Origin of the sequence: Shewanella sp. POL2 (assembly GCF_000282755.1) — a bacterium.
Lineage (GTDB): Bacteria > Pseudomonadota > Gammaproteobacteria > Enterobacterales > Shewanellaceae > Shewanella > Shewanella xiamenensis.
In genome coordinates this window covers 1-17,852 of sequence record NZ_AKZL01000042.1, presented here as the reverse complement: position 1 = coordinate 17,852, position 17,852 = coordinate 1, and the positions used below count along the sequence as shown (strand labels likewise).

The following is a 17,852-nucleotide window of genomic DNA, read 5'->3' as shown; positions in this document are numbered from 1 at the left end:
AAACCAGCCTTTTGGCTGGTTTTTTATGGGCGATTCAAGGGGGGAGCAATAGCTATTTTGCCAGTTTACATTCTTGAACGTTTTTCATGCCTTCGGTATCTGAGACTGCTTTTAGTCCTGCACCACCCACAAATACACCCATCTTGATATATTGCTCGAAGAAGTAGTTTTTACCCCCTTCTGTTTTCACTGTTAAATCATTTTCGCTGAATTCAGATTCGGTCGATAACTTTTGCTCACCGGGATCAACTTCTTTGTAAAAATAAACTTTGTTTGCTGACTCACCAATTAGATTGCCGTTAATGTAGATATTTTTCTTCAGTGCTTGTCCAGCAAAGCTATTACGGTAAACATAGATACCGCTTTTATTGTCAGCTGGTTTTTGGAATGTTTTTAATTTGGCATCTTCTTCCTGTGATGCCATCGGCACTGAAGCACAACCAGTCAGAAATAGGCAAATAGCTAACATGGGGGTAAGTAGTTTTTTTAACATCATCAATCCCTAATTTAAAAATAATAACAAGCCTGTGGAGTCGGCTCTCTATATCCATTAATACTGATTAGCTCGGTATTAACTCCTGTTTTCAAGGAAAGGGGGGCGGGGGATGAACAGAAAAAACATCATCCTGACACAAGCCTACGTGATTTCATATGGCAAATGATTAGTAAAAAGTGCTATTTAATCAGTAAGCTAAACCTACTATCCTTGATGTTGCGCAATATAGCTTAACTTGTATCGGCCCGCTATCTGTTTGTAATTTAAAGTGTGATTTTGTTGCGCCAGTTGTTGGTTTTTGTGATGAGCTTCATTGGCAATATTTCATTTTTCACTATTGAGGTGTTTTAAACTCATTAATGTTATGGCTATAGAGCTTGAGGAAATTAAGAAGGGTAGCTCTATCTTCCATTCGGATCATTTGCGAAGGCTTTTATCGAAATGGCGGCTTGTCTGCACATCAATGAATAGGTGATTAATAATCTCGACAAGCCAAATGTATTTGGTTTATCATTCTGAATATTAAGTGTTTTTTAGCTTTTATGATTGCCGATTTACGATTGTTTGTTAATAGGCACTTTTACTCTGATGTGTTTGTTGGCTCAAAACTAAGATTTTTCTCATAAAGTGAGTGTAAAAAGTGCTGATATTGCTGATAAAAGTCGTGTTCAGTTCTATTCCTTTCGGCATATACCTCTTATACTTAGCCTCAACCCTGTGCCGTAGCACATTCGACTTATTAACGACTCAGTGAATTCTACATGAAGATCCCTTCTCTGCTTGGTAGTTTTATCTTGGTATGCAGCAGTTTAACTGTTGCCGCGACAGCGCATTCAGCCGATTCGGCCTCTGTCACTACAAAAAGCACCGCCACTAAAGCAACTTCTGCTAAAAAAGCCCCTGCTAAGCAGGAGGTGGCAGCTAATAGTGCATTAGTCGTTGATCTTAAAACTAATGAAATTCTCTATTCCAGTAATCCCGATGCCGTAAGGCCCATTGCCTCCGTGACTAAGCTAATGACCGCGATGGTAACCCTAGATGCTAAGTTACCTATGGATGAAAAGCTTACTATCAATATCAATGATACTAAGGAAATGCGCGGCGTATATTCGCGGGTGCGTATTGGCAGTGAAATTAGCCGTAAAGAAATGTTATTGCTGACATTAATGTCATCTGAAAACCGTGCCGCCGCAAGTCTTGCCCACCATTATCCCGGTGGCCATAAAGCTTTTATTAAAGCGATGAATGCTAAGGCGAAAGCCCTAGGGATGAAAAACACTCGCTATGTAGAGCCTACTGGATTGTCAGAGAAGAACGTCTCGAGCGCGCGGGATTTGGTGGTGTTACTAAAGGCTAGCGAAGGCTATCCCATGTTAGGCCAGTTAAGCTCGACCGAAAAGAAAACCGTAACCTTTGGCAAACCAAAGTACAGCCTCGATTTTAGAAATACCAATCGCTTGGTTTATAAAGATAACTGGAATATCCACCTCACTAAAACGGGCTTTACCAATGAAGCAGGGCACTGCTTAGTGATGCGTACCGAAATGGCCAAACGCCAAGTGGCCTTTGTTGTGCTCGATGCCTATGGTAAGTATACCCATATGGCCGATGCTAACCGTTTACGTACTTGGTTAGAAACAGGCAAAGTCACTCCGATCCCCGCGGATGCTAAGCAATATAAGAAGCAGCGCAATCAGCAGCAATTTGCTAAGGTCAGCGAGACCTAAGGCAGGCGTTTCCTGCTTATCCATGTCCCGTCACAGGATAGGTTGACCGTTTTTAGGCCAGAATCGTTCTGGCCTTTTTATTGTCATTTTTCTAGCACTTGTGTTGTAGATGATTGATAGGCTTAACTAAAAGTCAATTAATCACCCCGTAGAGGGTGCGTTGTGTGGCGATACACCGTATTATTGGCAGGTTTTTTCTCTCAAGGATGATATGCGTGTGGCGTTAGTCTTAAAAAAACTCCAGTTGATCTATGTGCCCTTTATACTGCTCTGCCTGATATTTGTCTCAGGCTACAGCTTGCTCCATTGGCTGTTGATTATCGAGTTCCAACTGCTGAGCATTGACGAATCGATTATCAATTTTTGGCTGCCGCTGATATTGCCTTGGCCCTTGCTGTTTTTCTACTTAAGACCTCGGCTTAAGTTATTCCGCTTTACCAAGAGTAATAGCCGTTTTATCTATTTTGTGATTGCCGTGCTGTTGCTAGCCGTGCCCACTATCGTGGCGCAGGAATACCTTAATAGCGCAACGGGCAAGTTGACTCAACTCGAGTCCATCAATGCACTATTGCACCAGCCGCAAACCAAGTATTACCAATTAAATCAGTTTTATATCGATAAAAAACATATCGGCGTACAGCGCAATATTGAGCCGATTGGCAAGGGTAATAGTGAGTTGCGTATGAGCCTGTATATTGCGATGCCGATTTTTGCTAAACGTAACGAGAGTTGGTTGGTCGGTGCTAAAGCCTTGGCATGGTATGGCAAAGTTTATGAGAAAACGATCAGTAATAGACTCGAACCTCAGCAGAAAGAAGCGCTATTTCAAGAGTTTATTCATCAGAGCCAGCAGGATTTTAATGCCTTTAAGCCTGAAGACTTTGTCTATCTTGACCGTATCGGCCCGTCGACCCGCTACACTCAGCTACTGACCGCTGCTCAAAAAAGCTCAGTGTATTTCGATGGTTATCAAACTGTCTTGATGCCAGTGAATAAGCCCTTCGAGGCGCGTAATGGCCATAAATTAGCGTGGATTATCGCCTGGTTAAGCTTTGCTGCCATTGTGTGGTTACTGATGAGCTTGATGCTAAAACTGGACGAGACACAGGCATCTCAGGCTTTGGTGGCGCAGCTAAGCATAGAAAAACCTAAGGCAGAGCTTTATGGCTTTTTGGCTGAATTTAAACCTCGGCAGGGTTTTGTTATCACGCCAATCTTGCTTTATATCAATAGCTTGATATTTATGTTGATGGCCTTTGCCAGCCAGCACGTTATCGCCTTTCCAAACAGTCTGTTGCTCGATTGGGGCGCAAACCTTCGCCAGTTGGTTTTGGATCAACAAGTTTGGCGGTTGATCAGCAATGTGTTTTTACATGGCGGCTTGATGCATTTGGTTTTTAACTTATACGGACTGTTTTTTGCGGGGATGTTTTTGGAGCCACTGCTGGGTAAATGGCGTTTACTCGGGGTCTATTTATGTTGTGGTTTAGTGGCGAGCATTGCCAGTATTAGCTGGTATGAGGCGATGATCAGTATCGGTGCCTCGGGCGCCATTATGGGATTATTTGGGGTGTTGATCATGTGGATTTGGTTGGGCTTATTGCCCTTGGCGGACAATATGCCACTCGCCCTGAATCTGACCCTATTTGTTACTGCAAGTCTTGTGATGGGGCTCTTTGGCGGCGTGGATAATGCCGCGCATCTTGGCGGTTTGGGCTGTGGATTATTGCTTGGGAGCCTGCTACGGCCAAATAAGATGCAACCGTAGGCCAATAAAAAGCCGAGGTAAATCCTCGGCTAATGGGTTTTACTATTAAATGTAAGCGGTATTTAGGCGTGCTCAAACATCAGGAAAAGGTACACAATAAACAGCACTATATGGGTCGCACCATGGAGTGCATTGGTTCTACCGCTGCTGAAACTGACTTTGCAGACCATTAAACTGGTGGCTAAAAGCACCATATCCGCCGCAGAAAGGCCTAAGTGTACCTCTTGATTTATCACACTTCCGACAATCAATACTGCGGGCACGGTGAGAGCTATGGTGGCGAGCACTGAACCAAAATAGAGGTTCATCGCCCGCTGCAGTTGATTATTGAGTGCAGCCTTAAAGCCACCTACGGCCTCTGGAGATAAGATCAAACAGGCGACAATAAAGCCGCCCAGTGCTGGCGGCGCCCCGAGAGAGGCCACGCTGTAATTAATGGGCATAGCAAGGGTTTTGGCGAGCAGAATCACCACCAGCAAATAACCAATCAACAGCATAGTGTGGTAGATATTACTGCGCAGTATGCCGTGATGCTCTTCGTGGTCCTCGTGGTCGGCATCGACAAAGAAGTGGCTATGGCTCTTAGTTTGGATCACCAAAAAGATGCCATAGAGCAAAATCGAGATGATGATGAGCATCCAAGACATGGGCTTGGACATGCTGCCAATGGTGCCGCCCTCGGTAAAGTTAGGTAGCACTAAACAGAGCAGGGCGAGGGGAATAATCGCCACTAAATAGGATTTCACCCCATCTAAATTAAAGTGCTGAGTGTGATAGCGCCAGCCACCAAGTAGCAGAGTGAAACCAACTAAGCCATTGGTAATAATCATGACTACGGCAAACATGGTATCCCTTGCCATCACTGGATTTGGCTCGCCAGTTAACATCACCGAAGAAATCATCACCACTTCGAGCGAAATTACCGACAGGGTTAAAATCAAGGTACCGTAAGGGTCGCCGAGCTTGATGGCAAGCGCATCCGAGTGACGCACCACGGAGAAAATCGCCCAAGTTACCACTCCGAGTAGGGCGAGTGAAACGGGAATATAGGTTGAGAGAGCCGTGCCATCGGCGAGCAAACTATCACCGCCAGTCTTGAAGAATACTAATGTGAGTATTCCGAGTAGCAGGGCAAATTCGTCTTTGATAAATGTCTTCATAGGCAGTTGATCCAAAGCGGAAAAAGGCCGTTAGTATAGACATTGGTTATGGCACACTTTGCATGAATATTCTTTTAGATTTGGGGTTAGGCATAAAATTTTGAGCGAGATCGCTTTTTTATTCAAAACCCCAGTTATCGATTAATACCTTTTGCTTAGCCGATTTTGCGAGTCACAAACTAGGCAAACTGCATGCAAGCTAACGCAATTTCTTAGCCATGGTGCTCGGTATTGATCAACTTGCCGAGCTGATCGTAATGATTCCAATCTCCCGCTTGGCGATCGGCAAGATAACTGCCTTCACTGCGTTTTTCGCCATTGGGCCAAAACTGTTGCCATAAACCTTCCCTGCGATCCTTCAGATAAGTGCCTTGTTCGGCGAGTTTGCCATTAACATGGTAATAGCTAGCTTCGCCTTCTTTTTGACTTTTTAGCCAAGTTTCACTCAGTTTAGGGTTACCATTTTGATGGTATTCCCTGCGCTCGCCGTCGAGTTCGCCTTTTGTGTATTGGACTTCGAGTTTGAGCTGGCCATTGCTGTAATACTCTTTGCTGCTGCCATGCTGCTGATTATCTAAAAATTCGCTGCTGGCGGCTAAAATGCCATCCTCATACCAGCTTTCCCATAATCCTGTTTGCAGGCCTTTATCCATAGTGCCGCTAAGTTTAAGCTGGCCATTATTGGGATAATATTCGGCATAGGTGCCCGTTTTATCATTGTTATCATAGGTTTCTAAGCGATAAACCACTTGTTTAAAGCTGTAGTACTCGCTAGTGCCGTGGCGTTTATTATCTTTCCAGTAGGTTTTTTGGCTGATATTGCCCTCGGGGATCGCGCCGTAGGTTGGATCTTTGGCTTCATAGCGGTAATCAATCCACAGGCCAGTTTTTTGATTATCCTCATATTGGCCAGTGACGCGGCGGCGACCTTGGTAGTATTCGGCGTAATCGCCATTGAGTTTGCCGTTAACAAAGGTCTGTTCTTTTTGCTTAAGGCCCGAAGCATATTGGACCCAAAGGCCTTCTTTTAAGCCTGCTTTATATTCGCCGTCTTCATTAAGATCGCCATTGTAGTACCAGCGACTAAAGTGGCCGTCGAGGGGATAACTATTGCTGTTATCCGCTTTGCTGCGGGCATAGTGAGCAAGTTCTTTCGGTTTGCCATTATCATAAAAAGACTCGTATTTACCGACCCAAGCGCCCTCGATACGCTCGCCGCGCTCATTGACTGTACCATCTTGGTAAAAGGATTCGGAGCGGCCAGTGAGTTTGCCATTAACATAAACATCTAAGCTGCGGAGCTGGCCATTGGTGTGGTAACGGCGAAATTCTCCGTCACGTTGGCCTTGTTTCCACACTTCAGCGGTTTGCAGTTTGCCGCCGTTATAGCGCTCAAACAATCCATCCTTTAAGCCCATGTTGTAGCTGCTTTTTTCGATAAGATTACCGTCCGTATCGTAACGCTCTGAGGGGCCATGCAAGGGGTATTGACCATTATCAGCCAGTTGCGAGTCCTGGTAGGTGCGCAGTTCTTTAAGTTGGCCATTAGGGTGAAAGTACTTTTGCACGCCTGCGAGCATATCCTGCTTGTAGTTCAAATCGCTGGTCAGTACGCCCTCAAGGCTAAAGTACTGCTGGCGTCCCTCTAACACATCGTTGAGGTATTGCTCTTCGACTTGGAGTTTGCCCAGTTCATTAAATTGCTGGCACTTACCGTGGCGCAGCCCCGCTTGATAGTGGCACAGGCTCGCCAGTTCACCACTGGGATAAAAGGTGCGTTCTTCACCCTCAAGTTTATCAAGATTAAATTGGCTGGCACTGGCTTTGGTGCCGCCATCGAAAAAGGTTTCCCATAACCCTTGGCGACGACCATCAGCATCAAATCGGCCGCTTACGACCACTTGGCCTTCGGAGTTTTGTTCAAGATAGGGGCCAGTGAGTTGGTTATTGGCGTAGGTTTGGCTTTGGGAGAGGGTGCCGTTTTCATAAAAGCTTTCCCATTTACCATGGCGAAGGTTATCAAGATAACTTTCTTGTGCCTGCAATTTACCGCTGGGGAAGAAGCGCTTAACTTGGGATTTTTGGCCATTTTGATAGACAGTGCTTTGGTTAACATGGCCGTTGGGGCTAAATTCTTTCCATTCGCCAACGGGGACGCCCTTAGCAAATTGTTGTTCTTCGGTTATCGTGCCATCTAAGTCGAACAGCCGCCAAGTACCATCTTGGTAGCCCTGTTGGTAATTACCTTCAACAATTCTGCTGTTATTAGTATGAAATACTTGCCATTTCCCATTCGGTATTCCCTGAGAAAATTGCCCTAAGGTATAGCCTTGGTTATCGCGAACGATGGCAATATCACCATTTAGCGGCATGCCAGTAGCGAGATTGTAATAGCTGGGGATCCCGTCTTGCTGGCGAATTTCGACCATCATGGAAGATAGATTTTGCGCTGCCAGAGCATGGACACTGACTAGGCTGGCTGCGGCAGTCGAGAGGCTGATAAAGCGAAATGGCGTATAGAACATGCTGATTCCTTGCTCTGGGTCTTAAGGCAGCGCCTTTGCGGCCTATATAATTACTCTGTTGAATTTATGTCTTTGGCGCAGGACATAATGCAGTGCCCTGCGCCAAGGTTTACGTTAATTGATTAAGCTAAAACGTTGAGAAAACAGGGTCGGGAGCAATTACCGGCGGCGGTGTTTCCTGATTCAAAAACTGCCCATGATTGTAGCGATTAATCACTTCTATCCAGCCATGCTCCTCAAACTCGTATTGCTTACCATCAAGCCTGCCCTGCTCGTCATAATTGGCGATTTGGAGCACATAATCTTCAGATGAGCGCAGTTCCCAATGGCCGACTTGTTTACCTTGATCAAAGCGACCATACCAATAACGTCTTTCAGGGTTGGGTATTGGGCGGAAACCGTACTCACCATCGGTAAATATCCAATCGCCATCCTGTTGACCATTGCGGTATACGCCTTTTTCATACAATTGACCATTGTTGGCGTAACGTTGCACTAAGCCGTCGGGGTTGCCATGGTTAAAATTTATTAATTCAAGCAGTTGCCCTGAACTTGTCTCATTACGAAACTCGCCATGGAGTTCACCATTGTCATCATAGCTAAAGGTGAGGCTGGCATCTTCTTGCTGCTTCTTCCATTTGCCCGAGGGCTTGTCATTGGTATATTGACCCTGTTCAGCCACCCAACGCTTACCCGTTTCATGGTCGAATTTCACCATTTCATAGGGGCCTTCACGCTTGCCTGCGTTAAAATGCTCGCGGGTGATAATGTCTGTGCCACTTCGGCTCTTGACGGATTCAACATACAAGCCAGTCAATTTTTTATCGAGTTCCTCGCGACGATTCACTAATTCGCCTTGCTCGTAGTCTTCGCTAAGTGACCAGTTTTTGAGTAGATCGTTTTCTGCGCTCTCAATCAGTTGGCCTTTACTAAAGCGCTGCTGTTTACGATAAACCCAACGATTACCTTGGTATTTGCTGTCGGTGGTTTTTTTAATTTGCCCTTGTTCATCGTATTCAATAGCTTGGAGGGCATCACCTTTATCGTTAGTCAGTTCCTTTAATTGGATCTGACCATTCTCATAGTAAGTTAGTTGCTCACCAACCTTATAATCAGCTTGATATTGGTAATGGCGTTTGACGTTGCCATTGTCAAAATACTCAAAATAGTCACCGTGCCTTTTGTCTTTAACATACTCTTGGGTCGAGATGACTTGCCCATTTAGGCCCCAAGTGGTCTCAGTTCCTTGCAATAGACCATCAACGCGATGCTCTTCACGGTTAAGTTTGCCAAGATTAAAATATTGACTCACGCAGGTTGGGTCATTACAGATTTTTGCGGTGACTTCACCTTCGGGGCCAAAATGTTCGCTGATGCCGACTTCTTGGCCATCTTTAAAGGTGGTTTTGTAGCGGATATTGCCACCATTCCAATAACCCGTTTCTAGACCTTGTTTCACACCATTTTCATAGTGCGATTCAACATACAGTTGGCCGGTGGCAATGTATTTTTTAAGCAAGCCATGAAGTTGGCCTTGCTCGTTACGAAAGCCTTGCTCGTACGGCTTGCCATCCTCAAAGTAACATTGATATGCACCGCGAAATTGTTCGCTGGTGAGTTTGTTACCGATCTTGTTATCGGCGAGGGCACTGGCGCAAAAAAGCATATCTTTGTTTTTGTAATAAACCTCAGCCTTATAATGGCCGTCGATCACTTCGGTCGATTGTTTTAGATAGTACTGAGCCTGTTTTTCATCTTTGACAACCTTCCAATGGGCATCGAGTAACACCTTTTGTGCACTGGCATGGGTACTGATAAGTACGAGTGCTCCTAGGAGCAGTTTTACAGTAAATGGACGCATAACCGCTCCTTAAGGCAAAGGTTTAAAGGTGAATTCATAGGGGATATCGCTGGGTTCTTTGGCGATCGTCATATAACTCACCTTGGCGGCTGGGCCTGCAATACTCAAATAGCGCCCATCGACTAGCACCTCGTTAATCGGCAGCTCAGTATTTTCGGGGAGTCGAATGCTTAACAGATTGCCTTGGGCATCTTCGACCTTAAAGTAATTGTTAAGATTGCTACTCGGCTCATTGCCATATCCCGTTTGCGCCAGCCAAGATTGTAAATCGATTAACCAAGGGCGGTCTGTCGCGGCCAGTTCTAAAGGCTGCCAATGGATATCACCTTGGCAACGGATCTTACCCTTGATCTGTTTATCGTAGAAAAACTGCCGCACATGATCCGGAGTCATCAACATATAGGCACTGCCGCTTAGGGCATTGGGAACAAACTGCCAAGTGACGGGATTTTTACCCTCATTAAAACCTTGTTCTATTTCAGGTTTACAGGCGGTCGCCAAAGCCGCTGACATGGGAATAGATAGATTATGGCCATTGTCAGACACCAGTTTTATCCCTTGGATCGTATTGACCTCATTTTTAGCGCTATCTAGCGTCGGATTGGTGAAGCTACCTAGGCTGGCGTTACCAAACTCGGTGGGAGGATTCGCCAGATTTTTGTCGTACTCGGTAAATTGTACAAAGCGAATCGTCTTGGTTTGAGTCAACTCCGGCTGGGGTTGTTTCTCGATTAACACCACGGTTTTTGGGGTCTCATCGAGCTTGAGTAAGAGTGCGTTGCTGGTGAGGTGATGGCTCTCATCGGCTCCAATTAATTGTTCTAGCAGCTCCTTTTCCGTCGCCGTTAACCAGGAGGGATAATTACCTTCGCGACGGGCATCTGCGATCATGCCTTTAAACTGTTGGAAAGGCAGGTTAATACTCTGATCCTCACTCTGTTTTGATATGACTTTAAACAGTTTCGCCTCGGCATCGAGCACCTGGATTGTTAGGCTGGCATCGCCAAAGGTGTAAGGTGTTGCCAGCAATTCATCCCACGACTTTTCGACGATCTTATTCGTCTGTGGGATAAGCGTTAGCTTGGCATTAATATGGTCTATCTGCTTGAGTTTATTCGCAGTGTTATCCCACCCCGTCGCAATAATATCGGTTGCAGATTCAATCGAGGGATTATAATTCCTCGCCCAACCTCTACCGTGCTGCCAGAAGTGAATATCAATCGGTTTACCGTTAGCATCAAAGGCGCTTAAGTCCTCATAACGTACATCGGCTTCCACATATTGCGGGCTCATATTGTGGACAAAGCGCAATTGCAGATCTTCAGGGGTATCAGTACCCCAAGGGCCAACATTATCTAAAATACCTTGTTGATCAGGTAATAAGGATTTTATAAATGCCTCATTATTGGGGCGATACTCCTGCGGTACCTCGCTAATGCGGTATAGCTCCTTTTGCCGATCATCCCTATCGCGCTCAGCATCAAATCTATCATCGGCATGCCAAAGCGTGCTCATGATATACGGCCTATCCTTAGGCGCCATCACGGTACGGTGGGTGAAAGTACTGCCTTGGCGCTCTTCCCGTTGAAAAAACGCCATGCTCTCTAACCAACCGGTTTTACGGTTAACTTCGAACTTGCCATAGGCCTTATACTTGCCTTTTTCACCTTGTAACACGGCGATTAATTTATCTTCACTGACCTGCTCAACCGTCCAAGTTAAGCGCCCATCCATCGGGGCGCTTGTGCTATAACCGACGCGAGGCTCAAGCGCCACAGGCAAGGTTGGGGCTTGTTTAAACAAGTTATTAAGATTTTGCCAGCGCTCAAATAACTCCTTGATATCTTTTTGATCCATCTTGGCAATGGGTGTCAGTTGGCGGACTTCACCATTGTTAAATTCCACATTAAAGCCATCTTTAACCAACTGAGCGAGTTCATTGGATTTGGCTTTTGGGTCGATATTACTCACCGGGATCGGCATGCCATAATCGCTAATTTGCAGCAGGTTAGGTTGGATAAAAAAGCGGGCATTATGGGTTAGTGGCGTGGTTAAGCTGGCCGCCTTACCTTCTGTATCTTGTAACTGGTAATCCAGCAGCAATCGTGCCTGCAACACTTTACGAGTTTCGAAACCATCGTTGAGGTGTGAAGTAGAAATAATCTGATACTCGCGCGAAGCGGGTATACTTGCTGACTTATCAGAAACCTGATTATCGCAAGCCGTTAACCCAAGCGTGAGCGTGACAGTGGTACAAAGTACCCTGCATATCCCTATAGCCATTTGAACTCCATTGGTAACTTATGTTATTGAAATGTAATGATATTAATGTGTTGTTTGGCGACATTATACACAAAAATACCCCTAGGGAATAAAAAGCTCACGCCAATTTGGGCGCATGGTCAACCATAAATTGGCTATTGATGAGTGGAGAATTATTAAATGGGCGGCATAAAGCTAATTGCCCTGATAAGCTCTCATCCTTTACTCTTGGTAAGGCCGCTAGATAACTCACAAGCTAGGGAATATAAACCAGTGGTTAGCTTGTTTAATGGAGAAAGAACGATGAGCCCAGATCATAAGCCAGAACTAACCACACCACCTTTCCCTGTCATTCCTCAGGAAGCCTTTGACTGGTATGACGAATATGCCCACGGCATTATCGACCGCCGTGAGTTTATGGCTCGCCTTGCGGGCCTTGTGGCACTGGGTTTTACCATGACCACGCTGACGGGCGCACTAATGCCTAATTACGCCTTAGCCGAGCAAGTCTCCTTTAACGATCCCAGCATTCAAGCCAGTTATGTAAAGTTTCCATCTCCCGATGGTTATGGTGAAGGCCGCGGTTATTTAGTCTTGCCAAACGCGTTGCTGATCCCAGGCCAAAAGGCGGGCGATCCTAAGACCTTAGATCTCAGTAAAAAAGCCCCTGTGGTATTGGTGGTGCACGAAAATCGTGGCTTAAATCCCTATATCGAAGATGTGGCTCGCCGCTTAGCGGCCAAGGGGTATATCGCCTTTGCCCCAGATGCGCTTTACAGCCTTGGTGGATATCCTGGTAATGATGATGCGGGCCGCGCCATGCAAGCTAGCCTTGATAGAGCCAAAATCGAGCAGGACTTTATCGCCGCCGCGCGCTTTTTAAGGTCGCACCCGCAGAGTAATGGCAAACTCGGTGCCGTCGGTTTCTGCTTTGGTGGCTATATCGTCAATATGCTCGCCGCCACCATTCCCGATGAGCTAGCGGCGGGTGTGCCTTTTTATGGCACACCCGCAGCAACTGAGCTGCGCAGCCGCGTGAAAGGCCCACTGATGTTGCAATTTGCCGCTTTAGATCAACGGATTAACGATACATGGGCCGAGTATGAAGCCCAGCTAAAGGCTAATAAAGCCGATTACGTCGCTTATCTTTACCCGAATGTGAATCATGGTTTTCATAATGACTCCACCGCCCGTTATGATGAGCCAACGGCTGAGCTCGCATGGACAAGAACCTTAGATTTTTTTGGTAAACATTTACTCGTATAAGTCCATTTGGCGCTATTGCAACGCTTGATGGGCTGATGTTTCTTGTGTTACCAACTTGTAGGTGATTCATTGTTTTATACGCGAGTGGGATCAAAATACTTGCTATCGGTTCCCATCTCGCTAGAATGCCCGCTCGAATACCTTTAAGTAGAGGCGCGCTGCCTATGACTACTTGTGCGGAGGGTGATGCCGCAGATGTACAAGGAAAGGAGTCAGCGCCGAAGTAGCCAGGTCATCAAACCGAGCTGCTGGTTTTGCATCAAATAGGTGCAAGACTGCCATAGTCATCCACTATGGAGCGCTACCTGAAGGGGCTGAGGAGTAATACCTCCCTATAGGTTTTGTTTCTTTATCCTCTCGGTAGATCTCCACCCGTTTTTTGGTGAAAAGAGATCATGGACATTAGTCATTTTGCTGACTCAGGTTGGTCAGTGCTTCCCCCTTTATTAGCCGTCGCCTTGGCGATCATCACTCGTCGCGTACTGTTATCCCTTGGCGTAGGGATTGTGGCCGGCAGTTTGTTACTCAATCAGTTTTCTCCCCTTGATTCATTGCACTATATGTTCAATACCGTGCTGAAGATTTTTTGGGTCGATGGCGCACTTAATCGCGACAATATCAATATGTTGCTGTTTATGTTGCTGCTTGGTGGACTCATTAGTCTGATGACGGTTTCTGGCGCCACCCGCGCCTTTGCCGAGTGGGCAGCTAAGCGCGCTAAGACCCGTCGCGGCGCGAAAGGCTTAACTGGGGTGATGGTGTTTGCGTTTTTTATTGACGACTTTTTTCATAGTTTGTCGGTTGGCGCTATTTGCCGTCCGGTGACCGATCGCTTTCAAATCTCCCGCGCCAAACTGGCTTATCTTTTAGATTCTACCGCTGCGCCCGTGTGCGTATTGATGCCCATCTCCTCTTGGGGCGCTTATATTATCGCGCTTATCGGTGGCATTATGGCCGCCCACGGCATTAGTGAGCAAAGCCCAATCTCAGCCTTTGTTGAGATGATCCCGATGAATCTCTATGCCGTGTTTACCCTGTTGATGGTGCTGGTGGTGATTATCTTTCAAATGGATATCGGCCCAATGCGTAAACATGAAGCATGGGCGCTGGAAGGGAAGCTTTGGGATCCGACTAAGCCTCGTCCAATCGGCTTAGATATGGAAAGCCCTGAAGAAAGTAACGGTGGCATGATCGATATGGTATTGCCGATCCTAACCCTCACCGGCGCGACCGTGTATTTTATGATTTCCTCTGGTGCGGCAGTATTGGATGAAAAAGAGCTGCCATTTAGCGTACTTGGCTCCTTTGAAAACACCAATGTGGGCTCCTCGCTAGTGTATGGCGCGCTGTGCAGCTTAGCGGTGTCAATTCTGCTTGCGCTGCGGTTAAAATTGGGTGCTAAAAACTGGCTTAAAGCCGCCCCGCAAGGCGTGATGGCCATGCTACCCGCCATTAATATTTTGCTGTTTGCCTGGGCGATTGGTGCGGTTGTTCGCGATGTTGAGACTGGCAAATATCTGGCCTCCCTCGCCAACGGTAACTTGCCAATTGAAGTGTTGCCTGCGGTGGTGTTTGTGTTGTCCTGCGCCATGGCATTTGCTACCGGAACCAGTTGGGGCACCTTTGGTATTATGTTGCCACTGGCTGGCGACATGGCCGCTGCCAGCGATATCGCGTTAATGCTGCCAATGCTTGCCGCAGTGCTCGCGGGTTCAGTGTTTGGCGATCATAGCTCGCCGATTTCCAGCACCAGTATTTTGTCGGCCACGGGGGCAGGTTGCCACCATATTGACCATGTGATGACCCAGCTACCCTATGCGTTAGCCATCGCCTTTGGCGCCACCTTAGGCTATTTGGCCATGGGGATTATGCATTCAACCTTAGCTGGATTCGCCGTAAGCGCCCTGTGGTTTGTGCTCTTCACTGCTTATCATCTGCGTAAAACGAAAAATCAGCCTTTGTTAGCTACGGCATAAGGCACTTTTACACGCTATCAACTAGGGGCCTATGGGCCCCTTGGTTTTTTGTGGGCTTGAGTAAGCCTGCATCCGTTCAAATAAACTTAAGTCATCACTTAACTATCTAATTTGTAATGTGAAAGTGGTAGACAGATGTTCAGCACAACGTTATCTTAGGTTTTTAACAAGGATGAAACTTAATCGTGACCTCGATTCAGTTCACTTGCATCAGGAAGATGTGTCTTTATTTCGCAAGAACACCTCCTGAACAATATGCGATAAGACTCTAGGTGCTAGGTGCTAGGTGCTAGGTGCTAGGTGCTAGGTGCTAGGTGCTAGGTGCTAGGTTCTAGATTCTAGATTCTAGATTCTAGATTCTAGATTCTAGATTCTAGATTCTAGATTCTATAAAAGCATTACAGCAGTGCAATCCCTTGGCTAATGGGTGTTGGCCAAGTGCGGTAGCCATGGAAAGATTTTTGTCGGTTCACAAAGTAGTGAACTGGTTATTTAGCGGCCTTTCGGCCGAGGTGAATCAAGGTCGTGGGTCTTCAACCCACACCCGACCAAGAGGGGATCAACAGCAATTCCCTCTTGGATCTCCCTTGCCGCCCCTAACGGAGTTGAAAGCCCCTTGGGCATTAAGCGTTCTTATGCTATCGCGTCAGACGCTCGTCCCTGATTCGACTGACGCTATCTCGGCATCCATGCCTCGCTCACGCAACGAACGCAAATGCCCTGCGGCAACTCCGAGGGGGTGGTGTATTCCTTCGGCTCAGGTGTTATAGGTCGATTGTTAAGGCATAAAAGTGCCTGTCCAATTTTTTTAACCTCAGTGTCAGTTATAAACAATGAAAGTTATACCTATCCGAATATTTTAAATAATTTAATAAAATCAAATAAATGGATGTTATGATATGAAATATGCACTTGTACCCCTTTTGTGTTTATGTCTTTCAGCATGTGGTGGCGGTGGTGGAGATTCTTCAGCAGAAACACCTACCCCACCTCCTGTCACCAAAGATCCCTTGTCTAAATTTATCAATATTAAAGACCAATATGCAGGTATTGAGTCTGCAGCTCCATTGAATACAGAAACATTAGGCCAAGTGTACAAGTACATCTTTACACTCATTCCTGAATTACTACCGGACTATAACGATCAAAGTGGCGAACTGGGTTCGACTTGCTCTGGTGGTGGAACGATTAAAATTTCGAATGGAAGCTCAGATAAAGAAAAAAATATTGCTTTCACTAATTGCGTTGAAGATGGTATGACAACTAACGGTAAAGCTACTGTGAGAGCAAACCGATTTTCCACCGATGGAATACTTATTGATAGTACCGTGATTTTTGAGGATGTTGATGTAAAAGGTACTTTAGGTCACAGTTTACTTGCTGGTACTGCACAATATGTAGAGCAGGACTTAACTTGTGCAAAAACTGAAGCAACATATAATTTAATGTTTTCAGATGTAAATAATAAAAAACAAATCTTATTTTCAAATTTTAAATTTATTAGAACTGGTAATGAGATGGTGTTATGTGGAAATGATGGTTTTAGGATACAAGGTCGCGTATTCGATTCATCTTTAGGGTTCTGGGATGTCCAAACGAATGAATTATTTAAACTTAACACTATGGTACATGCCTATGAAGAAAGTGGTGAGTTTGTTGTTAGGGGAAGTAACAGTAGTCAAGCTACATTTTCAGTTGAATTCTATAAGGAGTTAAGAGGAAACATAATCTCTAATTACACCTATTATAAAATTATGCTACATAGTGGCATGGTAAATAAAGAATATGCTTTTTTAAAGGAATACTATAAACCCTCCATATTGACCTCATTTGAGGATGCGGATAACGATGGAATAACTAATGGTTGGGAGTTGGCTTTTGGTTTAAATCCAACATCGGCTTTGGATGCGACTCAAGATTTAGATGGTGATGGCTTTACAAATTTGCAAGAGTTCTTATCTTTTGGTCATCCTAACGATAAAAAAATACTTCCTAAAATTGCTGATCTCGGAGTTACTTTATCCCATGAAACCCAAGGCTATTCTAAAAAAATTATCGTAAAAGCTGAAGTCGAAAGTGATGTAAAATCAACTGACAGCGGAACAGTGTTGACGACCTACTCAACATCTCTTCCTGTTTATTTTGATAGCGATAGTTATGCTCATTCCAATTTTTGTACTTTAACAGATAATCGGCTCGAACTGACCTGTAAATGGGATAATATATCACCAGGATATAAAGCTGTTCAAGAGATCTATTTAAATGCTGACACAGCAAATGGAGCAGAGATTAAAAGTGTTATCACTGCAAAAATACAGCATCTTGGACATGATGAGGATTTGTCGAATAACCAAGCAACAATTGATGTTGCAAGACATGCTGCTGATGTATCTTATCGATTGTGGATTGATAACCGTCAAGAGTATATGATGGAATTAGTTGGTACTTCACAAAAGCTAGCGTTTACAATTCATCAGCAAGAATCTAAATTTGGTGGCTTTGATCCTGTGACCGGCAATAAAATTAGACTGGACATACCGGAAAATATCACATTATTAAGTGCCGAATGTGTTAATAGCCATGAAAAGTATAGTTGTTTGGTTGGAAACGAAATTGTTTTTAAAGACTATCAATGGGCTTATAGTTTTACACTTGATATTAGGGGAGATAGTCAAGGGGAAGGGAAGTTAGTATTCAATTCACTCAGCTCTATAACTGGTGATAAAGTGTTATCTTCAATACCATTTCCAATAGTGGTTGGTCAATCTACAGAAGCATTACAAAAACAGATTGATATGGCGGCCGATGGTG

General features: G+C 45.2%; 10 protein-coding genes and 1 riboswitch. Of the genes, 5 read left to right on the top strand and 5 right to left on the bottom strand.

The annotated features are described in order from the left end of the window. Window positions 1–52: 52 nt before the first annotated feature. Complete coding sequence (locus tag SHEWPOL2_RS12630) at window positions 53–493, bottom strand: DUF2846 domain-containing protein (protein WP_037428736.1); 441 nt, start codon at window positions 491–493, stop codon at window positions 53–55. Between the two features lie 764 nt (window positions 494–1,257). On the opposite strand from SHEWPOL2_RS12630, the gene pbpG reads away from it, so the two are divergent. After that, window positions 1,258–2,223: a D-alanyl-D-alanine endopeptidase gene (gene pbpG, locus SHEWPOL2_RS12625; RefSeq protein WP_037414829.1), complete on the top strand. Its 966-nt coding sequence runs from the start codon at window positions 1,258–1,260 to the stop codon at window positions 2,221–2,223. Window positions 2,224–2,434: 211 nt separating this feature from the next. Continuing rightward, on the top strand, window positions 2,435–3,991 hold the full coding sequence (locus SHEWPOL2_RS12620) for a rhomboid family intramembrane serine protease (RefSeq protein ID WP_050991360.1): 1,557 nt from the start codon (window positions 2,435–2,437) through the stop codon (window positions 3,989–3,991). A 62-nt stretch (window positions 3,992–4,053) separates the two neighbouring features. Here SHEWPOL2_RS12620 and SHEWPOL2_RS12615 read toward each other — a convergent pair whose 3' ends face one another. The 4 genes from SHEWPOL2_RS12615 to SHEWPOL2_RS12600 all read right to left on the bottom strand — a co-directional run bounded on the left by SHEWPOL2_RS12615 (window position 4,054) and on the right by SHEWPOL2_RS12600 (window position 11,820). Beyond that, a complete protein-coding gene (locus tag SHEWPOL2_RS12615; RefSeq protein ID WP_037428733.1) occupies window positions 4,054–5,151 on the bottom strand; it encodes a calcium:proton antiporter in 1,098 nt (365 codons plus the stop codon). A 212-nt stretch (window positions 5,152–5,363) separates the two neighbouring features. Further along, window positions 5,364–7,676 carry a toxin-antitoxin system YwqK family antitoxin gene (locus SHEWPOL2_RS12610; protein ID WP_037428730.1) on the bottom strand — a complete coding sequence of 771 codons (2,313 nt, stop codon included), beginning with the start codon at window positions 7,674–7,676 and terminating at the stop codon, window positions 5,364–5,366. A 127-nt stretch (window positions 7,677–7,803) separates the two neighbouring features. Further along, a complete protein-coding gene (locus tag SHEWPOL2_RS12605; RefSeq protein WP_037428729.1) occupies window positions 7,804–9,537 on the bottom strand; it encodes a hypothetical protein in 1,734 nt (577 codons plus the stop codon). A gap of 9 nt (window positions 9,538–9,546) precedes the next feature. Continuing rightward, window positions 9,547–11,820 carry a hypothetical protein gene (locus SHEWPOL2_RS12600; RefSeq protein ID WP_037428726.1) on the bottom strand — a complete coding sequence of 758 codons (2,274 nt, stop codon included), beginning with the start codon at window positions 11,818–11,820 and terminating at the stop codon, window positions 9,547–9,549. Between the two features lie 282 nt (window positions 11,821–12,102). Between SHEWPOL2_RS12600 and SHEWPOL2_RS12595 the strand changes: the two genes are divergently transcribed. The 3 genes from SHEWPOL2_RS12595 to SHEWPOL2_RS12585 form a co-directional block, all read left to right on the top strand. Further along, window positions 12,103–13,065, top strand: a complete 963-nt coding sequence (locus tag SHEWPOL2_RS12595) for a dienelactone hydrolase family protein (protein WP_037428724.1) — start codon at window positions 12,103–12,105, stop codon at window positions 13,063–13,065. Between the two features lie 140 nt (window positions 13,066–13,205). Beyond that, window positions 13,206–13,377, top strand: a riboswitch (Lysine riboswitch). Between the two features lie 83 nt (window positions 13,378–13,460). Next, window positions 13,461–15,041, top strand: coding sequence for a Na+/H+ antiporter NhaC family protein (locus tag SHEWPOL2_RS12590; protein WP_037428721.1), 1,581 nt, complete (start codon window positions 13,461–13,463; stop codon window positions 15,039–15,041). 899 nt (window positions 15,042–15,940) lie between these two features. Further along, on the top strand, window positions 15,941–17,852 hold a 1,912-nt coding region (locus SHEWPOL2_RS12585; protein ID WP_037428719.1), incomplete at its 3' end, for a hypothetical protein.